Consider the following 12,765-nt stretch of genomic DNA (forward strand, 5'->3'; position numbering starts at 1 on the left):
CTGCCGTTCCCCAGCGGCGGCCCGCGACCATCCCCCGAGGTGATGTTTCGTGAAACGCCGTACCGCCACCATCCTAACCACGGTGCTAGCCGTGGCCGCGGCCTCGACCGCCGCCTTCTTCGCGCTCCCGGCGAGCGCGGAGACGGCGGCGTTCACCGTCCAGAACGCCTGGAGCAACGGATACCAGGCCCAGGTGACCGTCAACAACAACACGTCGTCGCAGATCAGCACGTGGAAGGTCGAGCTGACCTTCCCGGCCGGGACGACCGTCGCCCAGTCCTGGAACGCCACGCAGGCCGGCAGCGGCAGCACCTACACCTTCACGCCCGCGGGCTGGAACGCCACAATCGCGGCCGGAGCCTCCACCAGTTTCGGCTTCATCGTCAACGGCGCCGGCCGCCCGACGAGCTGCCTGGTCAACGGTCAGGCCTGCACCGGCACGACCCCGTCCTCGCCGTCGCCCAGCGTCCCGTCCTCGCCCAGCCCCAGCGCGAGCACCTCCACGCCGCCTCCCACCAGCGGCACGCCGGTGCAGGTCAACGGCCAGCTGCGGGTCTGCGGCACGAAGCTGTGCAACGAGAGCGGCCAGGCGGTCCAGCTCAAGGGCATGAGCACGCACGGTATCCAGTGGTTCCCGAACTGCTACACCGACGCCTCGCTCGACGTGCTCGCCAAGGAGTGGAACTCCGACCTGTTCCGGATCTCGATGTACGTCCAGGAGCAGGGTTACGAGACCGACCCGGCCGGGTTCACCAACCGCGTGAACAACCTGGTCGAGGAGGCCACCGAGCGCGGCATGTACGCGCTCATCGACTTCCACATCCTCACCCCGGGCGACCCGGCGTTCAACCTGGAACGCGCAAAGACCTTCTTCGCGCAGGTCTCGGCCCGGCACGCGAACAAGAAGAACGTCATCTACGAGATCGCCAACGAGCCGAACGGCGTGAGCTGGGCACAGATCAAGAACTACGCCGATCAGGTCATCCCGGTGATCCGGGCGAACGACCCGGACGGCGTCGTGATCGTCGGCACCCGCGGCTGGTCGTCGCTGGGCGTCTCGGAGGGCTCGAACTCCTCCGAGATCGTGAACAACCCGGTCAGCGCGTCGAACGTGATGTACGCCTTCCACTACTACGCGGCGTCGCACAAGGACAACTACCGCGCCGAGGTGGAGCGGGCCGCGGCCTCGCTGCCGCTGTTCGTGACCGAGTTCGGCACGGTGACCTACACCGGTGACGGCGCGGTCGACGTGGCCAGCAGCAACGCCTGGTTCGACCTGCTGGACCGGCTCAAGATCGGTTACGCCAACTGGACGTACTCCGACGCGAGCGAGGGCAGCGCGGCCTTCAAGCCGGGCACCTGCAACGCCGGCTCCTTCGCCGGCACCGGTTCGCTGACCGAGTCCGGGGCGCTGCTGCGCAACCGCATCCGCGCCTGACCCGCGAACTCCGCCGGGCCCGCCTCCCTTCCACCGGGCGGGCCCGGCGGTCTTTAAAGCTTGCACTTATATAAGTCGCATCTGATAGGGTTCCGCTCGTGCATGCGTTCGATGTGCTCGGCGATCCGGTCCGCCGCCGGATCCTCGAGCTGCTCGCCGAGGGCGAGCTGACCTCCGGAGCCGTCACCGCCGTCATCCGTGCGGAGTTCGGCATCACCCAGCCGGCCGTGTCCCAGCACCTCAAGGTGCTGCGTGACAACGGTTTCGCCACCGTGCGCCCGGCGGGCGCACGCCGTCTCTACGCGGTCGACCACACCGCGTTGCGGCAGGTGGACGAGTGGCTGGCCCCCTTCCGGAGGTTCTGGGCGCCGCACCTGTCCGCGATGGCCACCGAGGTGGCCCGCGGCAAGCGCCTGCGGCGACTGGCCGAGGGCGCGGGACCCACCGATGCGAGGAGCGGAAGATGATCGACGTCAAGGAGCAGATCAACCAGGTACGGCGTGCCGTCGGCACCCGCGTGCTGGAGGCCGGTGAGGCCCGGGTGATGACGATCAGCCAGGTCTACGACACCGACCAGGACGATCTGTGGGACGTGGTCACCAACCCGGAGCGGATCCCGCGCTGGTTCCTGCCCGTCTCCGGTGACCTGCGCGAGGGCGGGAAGTACCAGTTCGAGGGGAACGCCGGCGGCACCATCACCAAGTGCGACAAGCCGAATCTGGTCGCCGCCACCTGGGAGTTCAACGGCGGGATCAGCTGGGTCGAGGTCCGCATCACGCCCGAGGGCGACGGCGCCCGGTTCGAGCTGGAGCACGTGGCCCTGGTCGACGAGGAGCACTGGGAGCAGTACGGCCCCGGCGCCGTCGGGCTGGGCTGGGAGGGCGCGTTCTGGGGGCTGCGCAACCACCTGGCGGGGGCGGAGGGAACGATCACCCCGGAGAACGCGATGGAATGGTCGATGTCCTCCGACGGCAAGGACTTCCTGCGACTCAGCTCAGACGCGTGGATCGAGGCCGACATCGCCTCCGGCACCGACCCCGGGCGCGCCCGCCGGCAGGGGGACAACACCCTCAAGGCGTACCTCGGCGAATAGGGTTGTCCGGGTGACCGGTGCGGAACTTCTTCAGTACTGTCTCGCCAAGCCCGGAGCCTGGCAGGACGAGCCGTGGGAGGGTGACGTCGTCGCCAAGGTGGGCGCCAAGATCTTCGCCTTCCTGGGCGGCGGCGGCACCGTCGGCGTCAAGTGCGGCAAGGGCCGCGACCTGGCCGACGAGTGGCTCGCCCGCTATCCGTCGGACGCCACGGCCAGCGCCTACATCGGGCGGCACGGATGGAACACGCTGCGGCTCGGCGGCGCCATCCCGGACGACGAGATCCTCGAGGCGGTCGACGCGTCGTACGAGGCCGTGGTCGCGGCGCTGCCGAAGAAGGACCGCCCGGCTTGACCTCAAGGGGGCTTGAGGTCGGATGCTGGGGCACATGGACGTCAATGCCTATCTCGACCGCATCGGAGCGCCGCGCACCGGGCCTGAGGGCGTGGCCCGGCTGCGCGCGCTCCATCGGGCCCACCTGACCACGGTGCCCTTCGAGAACCTCGACATTCACCTCGGCACCCGCATCTCGCTCGACACCGAAGACCTTTTCGACAAGGTCGTACGGCGGGCGCGCGGCGGATTCTGTTACGAGCTCAACGGCCTGTTCGCGGTTCTGCTGGAGGAGCTCGGCCACAGCGTCGTCCGGCTGGCCGCCCGCGTGCACGGCGGAGAACGGCTCGGCCCGCCGTACGACCACCTGGTCCTGCTCGTCGACGGGCGCTGGCTTGTCGATGTCGGATTCGGCGACCACAGCGAGTACCCGCTGGACTTCGGCTCGCGTACCGACCAGGACGATCCGGCCGGCCGCTTCCTGCTGGCCGACACCCCCGACGGGGACGTGGACGTGCTGCGCGACGGCAAACCGCGGTACCGCATCGAGACCCGGCCCCGGACGCTCGACGACTTCGTGGCCACCTGCTGGTTCCAGCAGACCAACCCCGGCTCGCACTTCACCGTCAAGACCGTGTGCACCCTGCTCACCGACGGCGGCCGGGTCACCCTCAGCGACCGGACCCTGATCGTCACCACCGGTGACTCCCGCGCCGAGACCGAGCTGTCCGATGACCAGGCGCTGCTCGCGGCCTACCGCGACCACTTCGGCATCCACCTCCCGGCCGGCACCACGTTCCGCTGATCTTCACGGCGGGGCGGGACCGGGGTGTCCCGGGAAAGCGGGACGGGTGTCCGTGGAAACCGGGACACCGGGCGGGAGAGCTTGTGCCGGCGGGCCGCGCGGCCCGCGTACAGCATCCCGGTCTTCAAGGAGCTTTTGATGAGTCACGTCCCGGATCTCGCCGCCCCGCCCGCGCCCGTCACCGCGCAGCCGCGCGGCTGGGCGGTCGCCGGAGTCCTCGCCGGTGCCGCCGGCTTCAGCGCCCTGGTCCTCGAGTCGGGACTGGCGATGTTCGACCAGAAGGAGGCGTACGCCGACGCGGCGCTCATGTACGCCGAGACCCACGACCGGAGCCTGATCATCGCGGTGTTCCTGCCGCTGATGGTCCTGGCCGCACTGACCGCCGCGATCTTCGGCGCCGGGCTGCGCCGCTGGCTGGCCGCCCAGTCCCCGGCCGGTTCGCTGCTGCCGGAACTCGCCGGGTGGGGCGCGCTGCTCGTCGCCGCGCTCAGCCTGGTCGGGTCCGGGCCGGTGACCGAGGTGTACTTCCAGGTGCTGCACACGTACAACCCGGCCGACCCGGACATCGCGATGACCCTGCAGCGGCTGCTCGACACCCTGCCGTGGGTCTGGACGGGCCTGCTGCTCAGCACCGGTTCGCTGACCGTCGCCGCGCTCCGGCACGGCGCCGCGCCGCGCTGGCTGGGGTGGGTCAGCGCCGTCTTCACGGTCCTGATGATCGCCGTCAACGTCTTCCCGCAGCAGTACCTCACCGGCTACCTCGGCGCGATCTGGCTGGTCATCGCCGGTGCGGGTTTCGCTCTCCGCCGCCGCCCGGCTGTGTGAGGCGCCGGGGGTGCTGCCGGTGGGGTGGGGCTGTACGGCCGGTTGGAGGAGGCACGATCGGACGAGCGGTCACGGCGGAGACGGCTGACATCATGGCCGCGTGCGGGGGATGTCGACGGGGCGCTGGTCCGGGGATCGGGTTGCGGCGGTGGTCGTCGCCGGGAGTTCGCTGACGATCGCGGGCGTCGCGGTGCTGATGCTGCCGTTCTCACGGTCGGACGAGGCGTGGACCGAATGGTTCTATCTGAACGACGTGATCGTGGGCGTCGTGTACGGCCTGATGGCGGGTCTGCTGATCGGGCGCGGGGCCCGGGTCGTCGGCGGGTTCGCCGGGCTCGCGGCCATCGGGTGCGGGGTGGCCGCGGCGGGGCAACGGTATCCGCTGCTGGACGTCGCGGGCGGGCCGCCGTTCGCGGAGGTGTTCCTGGCGCTGCTCGGGACCGCGTGGGTGCCGGGGACGCTCGCGTTGATCACCGTGGTGCCGTGGCTGGTGCGCGACGATCGGCTGCCGGGGTACGCCCGGGTCGCCGTCGCGGCCGGGGTGCTGGTCAGCGCGACGATCACGCTGATGCGCGTGGTCCGGCCGGTCAATGGACTGATCCCGGCCGGCAACCGGGAGTGGGACGCGTTCGTCGAGGAGACTCTGCCCGTACAGATGGGGATCGTGGTTCTGCTCGGGCTTCTGGCCGCCGGTGACGCGGGACTGCGGTGGCGGCGGCTGCCCGAGGAGCGGCGGCGCGGGCTCGGCTGGCTGACCATCGGCGCGGGGTTGATGGCGTTGTCGTTCGTGCCACTGGCGTTGCCGTTGCCGGTGTCGGTGCCGCTCGTTTCCGCGTCGGTGACTCCGGTGCTGCAGATGGCGGCGCAGGCCTTCTTCCCGGCGGCGACGCTGGTCGTGGTGCTGCGGCAGCGGCTGTGGGGCATCGACGTGGCGGTCAGCCGGGCACTGCTCTGGTCGCTGCTCACCGCCGGGTCGGTGGCGGCGTACGTGCTGGTCGCGCAGGCCGTGGTGTGGCTGGTGCCGCTGCCGGACGGCACGCCGGGGGCGGTCGCGGCGGCGGTTCTGGCGGTTGCGGTGTTCCCGGCCCGGACCTGGCTGCAGGCCCGGGTGGATCACCTGGTGCGCGGGCCGTCGGCGCGGCCGGGTACGGCTGCCGAGCGGCTGGCCCGGCGGATCGGGACGGACGAGAGCGGGCCGGTCCAGGGCGCCGTGGAGGCGATCCGCGAGTCGGTGCGGCTGCACTACGTGCGCCTGGAGACCGGCGACCCGGCCGGATCGATCATGCCGACGGGAGACAGAACGGTCGTTCTGGCGAAGGGTGAGGCAACGGCAAACCCTCCCACCCAAGACAGAACGTTCATTCCCGCGAAGGGTGAGGCAACGGCAAACCCTCCCACCCAAGACAGAACGTTCGTTCTCGCGAACGACGTGGCGCCCGTGCTGGCGGAGGCCGGGACGCCGGGTGGGCCGGAACTCGTCGTGCCGCTGACCTACGGCGGAGCGGCTGTCGGGCGGCTCGTGGTCACCGGCGCGCCGGGCGAGCGCCTCGACGGGCGTACCAGAAAAGATCTTGATGTTCTCGCCGGACCCGTCGCGGCGGTCGCGCAGCTCGCCGTGCGTGGTGAGGAGCTGGCTGCGGCCCGGGCGCGGACCACGGCGGCCCGGGTCGAGGAGCGGCGGCTGCTGCGCCGGGAGTTGCACGATCGGCTCGGGCCCACGCTCGTCGGGATCGGGCTGACCGTGCAGGGCGCCCGCAACATGCTCGGCGCCGGACGGGCCGCGGAGGCCGATGAGCTGCTCGGGCAGTTGCGGGCCGAGCTCGATCGCAGCGCCGAGGACGTACGGACGCTGGCGCGGGCACTGCTGCCGCCGTCGCTGGAGCGTGACGGGCTGGGCGCGGCGGTCACCGAGCTGGCGCAGCGGCTCGGCGGCACCGATCTGGCGGTGACCGCCGAGGTGTCCGGTGACGCCGGGAGCCTGCGTCCCGAGGTGGCCGCGGGACTGTACGGAATCGCGGCGGAGGCGCTGGTCAACGCGCGCCGGCACGCCCGTGCGGCGGCGGCCGCGGTGCGGCTGACTGTGGCCGGGGACGCGGTACTCCTGGAGGTGACCGACGACGGCCGTGGCCTGGACGTGGCGGCCGAGCCGGGGATCGGCCTGCAGTCGATGCGGGAGCGGGCCGAGGAACTGGGTGGCACGCTGTCGCTGGCGGGGGCCGCGCCGACGGGTACGTGCGTACGCGTGGAGGTGCCCCGATGAGTGTCCGCGTGGTGATCGTCGACGACCATCCGATGTTCCGGATGGGCCTGAGGTCGCTGCTGTCCTCACTGGACGGCCTGGAGGTCGCCGGGGAGGCCGCGGACCTGCGCACGGCCCTCGACCTGGTGGCCGCGACACGGCCGGGCGTGGTGCTGATGGACCTGCACCTGGAGGCCGGCGGTTCGGGGGTGGAGGCGACCGCCGAGCTGGTCCGCCGCGACCCGGACGTGCGGGTGCTGGTGGTGACGATGCTGGACGACGACGACTCGCTCTTCGCGGCGATGCGGGCCGGGGCACGTGGCTATCTGCTGAAGAACGCGGGTCCGGACGAGCTGGAGCGGGCGGTACGCGCGGTCGCCAACGGGGACGCGCTGTTCTCCGGTCCGATCGCGCAGCGGGCGCTGGGGTTCCTGACCGGCGCCCGGCAGTCCGGGTCGCCGTTCCCGGAGCTGACCCAGCGGGAGCTGGACGTGCTGGACCTGGTGGCGCGCGGGCTGGACAACCTGGCGGTGGCCCGGCGGCTCTCACTGAGCGACAAGACGGTCCGCAACTACCTGTCGACGATCCTGATGAAGCTGCGGGTCGCGGACCGGGCGCAGGCGATCGTACGGGCGCGGGAGGCGGGGCTGGGCGGCGTGCCGTGACCCCGCCTCCGGGCGGCCGTCGTCAGGCGAGCTTCTTGGACTTCGTGATCGCCGCGGTCAGCGCCTCGAGCAGCGGGGCGGAACCGGCCCACGAGTAGATCGGCACGGCCTGCCACGGGAAGACCTGGTTGGCCTTGACGGCGGGCAGCGCGCTCCAGCCGGGCTTCGCGGCCAGGTCGTTGGGCTGCAGGGTGCCGGTCCGCGCGTCCAGGAAGATGATGTCGGCGTGGTACTTGTCGGCGTTCTCCCAGCTCAGCGACTCGTAATAGTCACCGCCGTCGGTCTTCTCCGGGACGATGATGTCGACGCCCAGCTCCTTGAAGTACATGAGGTCGGAGGACACCTTCGGGTTCGACACGTAGAAGATGTCGGCGGCGCCGGAGCCGGCGAGCACCTTGATGCCGCCGCTGGCCTTGGCGGCCGCGGACAGATCGGCGGCGGCCTTCTCGAAGCGGGCCTTGGCCTCGGTGACCTTCGGCGCGTCGAGGTCGGCGCCCAGCGACTTGGCCAGTTCGGCGTACCGCTCGATCGGCTTGGTCAGCGGCACCCGGCCGACGGTGATGGTGGCGGTCGGCGCGAGCTTGAGGATCTGGTCCTTGCTCTCGTCCGGGATGTACCAGTACGCGCCCGGGTCGAACATGTGGGTGATCAGCAGCTCGGGAGCGAGCGCGGCGTACTTCTCGACGGAGAACTCACCCCACGCGTTGCCGATGATCTGGACCTTGCTGATGTCCAGCGAACCGGCCTGCGGCTCGGCGGTGCCGTCGGCCTTCTTCGTCTCACCGAAGACGCCGACGATCGAGTCCTGCAGGCCCAGGTCGGCCAGCGCCGCGGCGGTGCCCGTGAAGGCCACGACCTTCTTCGGCGTGCTCGGGGCGGTCAGCGCCTTGGGCTGGTCGTCGGTGAACGACCAGGGGCCGGCGGCGGCGTTGGAGGCGGCCGGCGACGACCCGGTCTCGTTCTTGCTGCCACCGCAGGCGGCGAGCAGCGCGCCGGCACCGACCGCGCCACCAGCGGCCAGCAGGCCACGACGGGACAAAGAAAGCTGCGAGTACTTCATCTTCAAGTCTTTCTGGGGTACGACCGGCCCTTCGACCGCGTGCGATGGTTAGGCTAACCTAACGAACCGAACGCGCGTCAACAGGATCTAGAACACCCCGGACGGGAGAACCGCACTGTCCACCTACGACACCCCCCTCGACCAGGGGGTACGCACCAGCGCGCCGCCCCGGCCGGGACGGCGCGCCTCCGTACGCCTGTTCGGTTTGCTCCTCGCCCTTCTGGTCCTCGCCGCGGTGCTGGTCCTGAGCATCGGGCTCGGCGCCCGATTCCTCTCCCCCGGTGAGGTGTGGGCCGGGCTGTGGGACTCGTCCTCCGCCTACTACCACATCGTTCACGACAGCCGGCTGCCGCGGACGCTGCTCGGCCTGATGGTCGGCACGGCGCTCGGACTCGCCGGCGCGATCATGCAGGCGCTGACGCGTAACCCACTCGCCGACCCGGGCCTGCTCGGCATCAACGCCGGCGCCTCGGCGGCGGTGGCCACCGCGGCGGTCTTCTTCGGCGTCGGGACCTTCTTCGGGTACGTGTGGTTCGCGCTCGCCGGTGCCGCGATCGTCACGGCCATGGTGTACGCGGTGGGCGGCGGCCGCTCGGCGACACCGGCCCGCCTGGCGCTGGCCGGAGCCGCGCTCAACGCCACACTTCTCTCCTATGTGTCCGCCGTGCTGCTCGGCGACACGCAGGCCATCGACCGGATGAAGTTCTGGACCGCCGGTTCGCTGGCCAGCGCCGACTTCGCCACCGTCGAGCGGCTGCTGCCGTTCTTCGCGGCCGGGCTGGCGACGGGACTGCTGGCGGCCCGGCCGCTGAACGCGCTGTCGCTCGGTGACGACGCGGCCCGCGCCCTGGGCGCCCGGCCCGCGGTCATCCGCACCGCGGTGATCGTGGCGGTCACCCTGCTCTGCGGCAGCGCGACCGCGGCGTGCGGCCCGATCGTCTTCGTCGGCCTGCTCATCCCGCACATGGTCCGCCCGTTCACCGGGCCGGATCTGCGGTGGATGCTGCCGTACACGGCGGTGCTGGCGCCGGTGCTGCTGCTCGGCGCCGATGTGCTCGGCCGTGTTCTCGGCAGCCCTGGTGAGCTGCAGGTCGGCACGGTCACCGCGGTCGTCGGCGGCCCCCTGTTCCTCTATCTCGTGCGAGCCGCCAAATGACCGCCGTCCTGGAGAAGCGCACCGCCCGCCCGATCGGCCGGAAGGCGGGCGTCCGGCCCCGGGCCGTGGTCGTCGGGCTGATCGCGGTGCTCGGCACGTTCGTGGTGAGCGTGTTCAGCCTCGGCACCGGCGACTTCGACATCGCCCCGGCCGATGTGGTGACGACCCTGTTCGGCGAGGGCAACCCGGCCCACGAGTTCATCATCGGTGAGCTGCGGCTCCCCCGGCTGATCACCGCGATCGCCGTCGGCGCCGCCCTGGCCGCCGGTGGCGCGGTCTTCCAGTCGCTGGTCCGCAACCCGCTGGGCAGCCCGGACATGCTCGGCGTCACGAACGGCGCGAGCACCGCGGCGCTCACCGTGATCATCCTCGGCGGCACCAGCACCCAGCTGTCGATCGCCGCGGTCCTCGGCGGGCTGGGCGCCACGCTGCTGATCCAGCTGATCGCCGGCCGGGCCCTGCACGGTTTCCGCTTCATCCTGGTCGGCATCGGCATGGCGGCGATCCTCACCGGCATCAGCGGTTACCTGCTGACCCGTGGTGTCCAGATGGAGAACGCCCGTGCGCTGCTCTGGCTCACCGGCAGCCTCGACGGACGCGACTGGGGTCAGGCGAAGCCGATGCTCGTGGTCCTGGCGATCGTGGTCCCGGTTCTGCTGCTGGCCTGCGGTCCGGGTCTGAAGATCCTGGAGATGGGCGACGACTCGGCGTCCGCGCTGGGCGTGCCCGTGCCGCTGCTGCGCAACGGCGCGCTGCTGTCGGCCGCGCTGCTCGTGTCGTTCGCGGCGGCCAGCGCAGGGCCGGTGAACTTCGTCGCGCTGATCGCCCCGCACCTGGCCAAGCGCCTCACCCGGGCGCCGGGTCCGAACCTGCTGCCGTCGATCGCGGTCGGCACGCTCCTGCTGACCGGCGCCGACTTCGCCGCCCAGCATCTGCTGCAGGAGCGGACACTGCCGGTCGGTGTGGTCACCGGCCTGGTCGGCGGCGGATACCTGGTCTGGCTGCTCACCACCGAACGCCGGGCCGGCCGGATTTGACGAACACAGCAACGGGAGAAGAGATGACCGGTCAGACGCCTCGGCTCAGCGGGAACGGGATGACGCTCGCGTACGACAAGCGGGTCATCGCCGAAGAGCTGAGCGTCGAGATCCCGGACGGCTCGTTCACGGTGATCATCGGCCCCAACGCATGCGGCAAGTCGACCCTGCTCCGGGCGCTGTCCCGGCTGCTCAAGCCGTCCACCGGCGCGGTCCTGCTGGACGGCAGGGACGTGCACTCGCAGCCGACGCGCACGGTCGCCAAGACGATAGGGCTGCTGCCGCAGTCGTCGACCGCGCCGGACGGCATCACGGTGGCCGAACTGGTGGCCCGTGGCCGCTACCCGCACCAGAGCATCCTGCGCCGCTGGTCGGCCGAGGACGAGCGGGTCGTCACCGAGTCGATGGAGGCGACCGGGGTGGCCGACCTGGCCGACCGGCACGTCGACGAGCTCTCCGGCGGCCAGCGGCAGCGGGTGTGGCTGGCCATGGCGCTGGCCCAGCAGACGCCGCTGCTGCTGCTCGACGAGCCGACCACCTACCTGGACATCGCGCACCAGATCGAGGTGCTCGACCTCTGCGCCGAACTGCACGAGCGCCAGGGCCGGACGCTGGTGGCGGTGCTGCACGACCTCAACCACGCGGCCCGGTACGCCAGCCACCTGATCGCCATGAAGTCGGGGAGGGTGGCCCGCTGCGGGCAGCCCGGTGACGTCCTCACCGCCGAACTTGTCGAGGAGGTGTTCGGGCTGCCGTGCCGGGTGATCGACGACCCGGAGACCGGCACACCGCTGGTCGTCCCAGCGGCGCGCCGCCTGGCCACTTCCCCTCAGCAGGTCTGATTCACTCGAATACCTGCCCCACCACGTGCTCGGCGATCGCCAGGGAGGACGTCGCGGCGGGTGAGGGCGCGTTGCGTACGGCCGTGATCGGACCCAGCCGGTGGATCCGGAAGTCGTCGACGAGGCTGCCGTCACGGTCCAGTGCCTGCGCGCGCACCCCGGCGCCGGCCCGGTACACGTCGTCGGCGCCGATCTCCGGGACGTACCGCATCGCCTCGGCCATGTAGCGGCTCTTGGACAGCGAGCCCCGGACCTCCTTGACACCGGTCCGCCAGTGCTTGCGGGCCATGTGCCAGGTGCCGGGCCAGGCCGCGATTCCGGCAAGATCAGGGACGGAGATTCTGGTACGGGTGTAGCCCTCCCGCGCGGTCGCCAGGACCGCGTTCGGGCCGACCTCGACAATGCCGGTGACACGGCGGGTGAAGTGCACGCCGAGGAACGGGTAGCGCGGGTCCGGAACCGGGTAGATCATGCCCCGGACCAAATCCGCCTTCTCGTCACTGACACGCATGTACTCGCCGCGGAACGGGATGATCCGCGGCTCGGCGACATCACCGGCCAGGCGCGCGACCCTGTCGGTGTGGATGCCGGCGCAGACGATCACCCGGTCGGCGGTGACGCTCTGCTCGCCGGACTCGATCCGGATCGAGCCGACGTTCTTCCTGATGGCGGTGACCGGGAAGTTCAGCCGTACCTCCCCGCCCGCTTTGCGGATGTCGTCGGCGAACGCCCTGGCGACACCGGGGAAATCGGTGATCGCGGTCTCCGGCGAATGCAGCGCGGCCAGTCCGGCGGCATGCGGTTCGATCTCACGGATCCCGGCCGGGTCGACCCTGCGCAATCCCGGTACGCCGTTCTCACGCGCCCGCTTCTCCAGGTCGTTCAGGCGTCCCAGTTCGTCCTCCCGGACCGCCACGACGAGTTTTCCGCATTCGTCGTACGCGATGCCGCGTTCCGAGCAGTACTCGCGCAGCAGCAGCCGCCCCCGCGTGCAGAGCTCCGCCTTCAGGCTGCCCGGTGTGTAGTAGATGCCCGCGTGCACGACACCCGAGTTGTGTCCGGTCTGGTGCTGCCCGACCTCGGACTCCTTGTCGACGACCACGACCCGGGTACCCGGCCGCCGCAACGCGATCTCGCGTCCGATGGCCAGGCCAACGATGCCGGCCCCGACGATCCCGATGATCTCGTTCGCCACGTGTGTCGCCTCTCTGGTGGTGCCATCCGGCGGCGGCCTCGGCTACCGGGGTGGATGACGCGGAACCTGACCCTGTTAT

General features: G+C 71.1%; 13 protein-coding genes. 11 read left to right on the forward strand and 2 right to left on the reverse strand.

Annotated features, from left to right (window positions below):
- Positions 1-49: 49 nt before the first annotated feature.
- The 8 genes from CLV67_RS19315 (at position 50) to CLV67_RS19350 (ending at position 7,396) form a co-directional block, all read left to right on the forward strand.
- Positions 50-1,438, forward strand: a complete 1,389-nt coding sequence (locus CLV67_RS19315) for a cellulase family glycosylhydrolase (RefSeq protein WP_106320256.1) — start codon at positions 50-52, stop codon at positions 1,436-1,438.
- A 98-nt stretch (positions 1,439-1,536) separates the two neighbouring features.
- Complete coding sequence (locus tag CLV67_RS19320) at positions 1,537-1,905, forward strand: ArsR/SmtB family transcription factor (protein ID WP_106320258.1); 369 nt, start codon at positions 1,537-1,539, stop codon at positions 1,903-1,905.
- Entirely contained in the window at positions 1,902-2,531 is a 630-nt protein-coding gene (locus CLV67_RS19325; protein ID WP_106320259.1) for an SRPBCC family protein, read from the forward strand. The genes CLV67_RS19320 and CLV67_RS19325 overlap by 4 nt, the downstream gene beginning before the upstream one ends.
- A 10-nt stretch (positions 2,532-2,541) precedes the next feature.
- Positions 2,542-2,883 carry an MmcQ/YjbR family DNA-binding protein gene (locus CLV67_RS19330; protein ID WP_106320261.1) on the forward strand — a complete coding sequence of 114 codons (342 nt, stop codon included), beginning with the start codon at positions 2,542-2,544 and terminating at the stop codon, positions 2,881-2,883.
- 34 nt (positions 2,884-2,917) lie between these two features.
- Complete coding sequence (locus CLV67_RS19335; protein WP_106320603.1) at positions 2,918-3,667, forward strand: arylamine N-acetyltransferase family protein; 750 nt, start codon at positions 2,918-2,920, stop codon at positions 3,665-3,667.
- Positions 3,668-3,805: 138 nt separating this feature from the next.
- Positions 3,806-4,492, forward strand: a complete 687-nt coding sequence (locus CLV67_RS19340; RefSeq protein WP_106320263.1) for a hypothetical protein — start codon at positions 3,806-3,808, stop codon at positions 4,490-4,492.
- Positions 4,493-4,601: 109 nt separating this feature from the next.
- Positions 4,602-6,752 carry a sensor histidine kinase gene (locus CLV67_RS19345; RefSeq protein ID WP_239166413.1) on the forward strand — a complete coding sequence of 717 codons (2,151 nt, stop codon included), beginning with the start codon at positions 4,602-4,604 and terminating at the stop codon, positions 6,750-6,752.
- Complete coding sequence (locus tag CLV67_RS19350) at positions 6,749-7,396, forward strand: response regulator transcription factor (protein WP_106320267.1); 648 nt, start codon at positions 6,749-6,751, stop codon at positions 7,394-7,396. The genes CLV67_RS19345 and CLV67_RS19350 overlap by 4 nt, the downstream gene beginning before the upstream one ends.
- A 22-nt stretch (positions 7,397-7,418) precedes the next feature.
- On the opposite strand, the gene CLV67_RS19355 is transcribed toward CLV67_RS19350, so the two are convergent.
- Positions 7,419-8,456: an ABC transporter substrate-binding protein gene (locus CLV67_RS19355; protein ID WP_106320269.1), complete on the reverse strand. Its 1,038-nt coding sequence runs from the start codon at positions 8,454-8,456 to the stop codon at positions 7,419-7,421.
- Positions 8,457-8,661: 205 nt separating this feature from the next.
- Between CLV67_RS19355 and CLV67_RS19360 the strand changes: the two genes are divergently transcribed.
- The 3 genes from CLV67_RS19360 to CLV67_RS19370 are packed head-to-tail and all read left to right on the forward strand — an operon-like array spanning position 8,662 to position 11,491.
- Entirely contained in the window at positions 8,662-9,612 is a 951-nt protein-coding gene (locus CLV67_RS19360; RefSeq protein ID WP_239166409.1) for a FecCD family ABC transporter permease, read from the forward strand.
- Positions 9,609-10,649 carry a FecCD family ABC transporter permease gene (locus CLV67_RS19365; RefSeq protein WP_106320273.1) on the forward strand — a complete coding sequence of 347 codons (1,041 nt, stop codon included), beginning with the start codon at positions 9,609-9,611 and terminating at the stop codon, positions 10,647-10,649. The genes CLV67_RS19360 and CLV67_RS19365 overlap by 4 nt, the downstream gene beginning before the upstream one ends.
- A gap of 23 nt (positions 10,650-10,672) precedes the next feature.
- Positions 10,673-11,491, forward strand: coding sequence for an ABC transporter ATP-binding protein (locus CLV67_RS19370; RefSeq protein ID WP_106320275.1), 819 nt, complete (start codon positions 10,673-10,675; stop codon positions 11,489-11,491).
- A 1-nt stretch (position 11,492) separates the two neighbouring features.
- Here CLV67_RS19370 and lhgO read toward each other — a convergent pair whose 3' ends face one another.
- Entirely contained in the window at positions 11,493-12,686 is a 1,194-nt protein-coding gene (gene lhgO, locus CLV67_RS19375; RefSeq protein ID WP_106320277.1) for an L-2-hydroxyglutarate oxidase, read from the reverse strand.
- Positions 12,687-12,765: the final 79 nt, after the last annotated feature.

It is taken from the genome of Actinoplanes italicus (assembly GCF_003001815.1).
In the GTDB taxonomy this organism is placed as follows: domain Bacteria; phylum Actinomycetota; class Actinomycetes; order Mycobacteriales; family Micromonosporaceae; genus Actinoplanes; species Actinoplanes italicus.

Excerpts from the sequence above, each read along its gene's own strand:
- CLV67_RS19325 (WP_106320259.1), top strand. The coding sequence starts at position 1,902 with ATGATCGACGTCAAGGAGCAGATCAACCAGGTACGGCGTGCCGTCGGC.
- CLV67_RS19335 (WP_106320603.1), top strand. The coding sequence starts at position 2,918 with ATGGACGTCAATGCCTATCTCGACCGCATCGGAGCGCCGCGCACCGGG.
- CLV67_RS19340 (WP_106320263.1), top strand. The coding sequence starts at position 3,806 with ATGAGTCACGTCCCGGATCTCGCCGCCCCGCCCGCGCCCGTCACCGCG.
- CLV67_RS19345 (WP_239166413.1), top strand. The coding sequence starts at position 4,602 with ATGTCGACGGGGCGCTGGTCCGGGGATCGGGTTGCGGCGGTGGTCGTC.
- CLV67_RS19350 (WP_106320267.1), top strand. The coding sequence starts at position 6,749 with ATGAGTGTCCGCGTGGTGATCGTCGACGACCATCCGATGTTCCGGATG.
- CLV67_RS19355 (WP_106320269.1), bottom strand. The coding sequence starts at position 8,456 with ATGAAGTACTCGCAGCTTTCTTTGTCCCGTCGTGGCCTGCTGGCCGCT.
- CLV67_RS19365 (WP_106320273.1), top strand. The coding sequence starts at position 9,609 with ATGACCGCCGTCCTGGAGAAGCGCACCGCCCGCCCGATCGGCCGGAAG.
- CLV67_RS19370 (WP_106320275.1), top strand. The coding sequence starts at position 10,673 with ATGACCGGTCAGACGCCTCGGCTCAGCGGGAACGGGATGACGCTCGCG.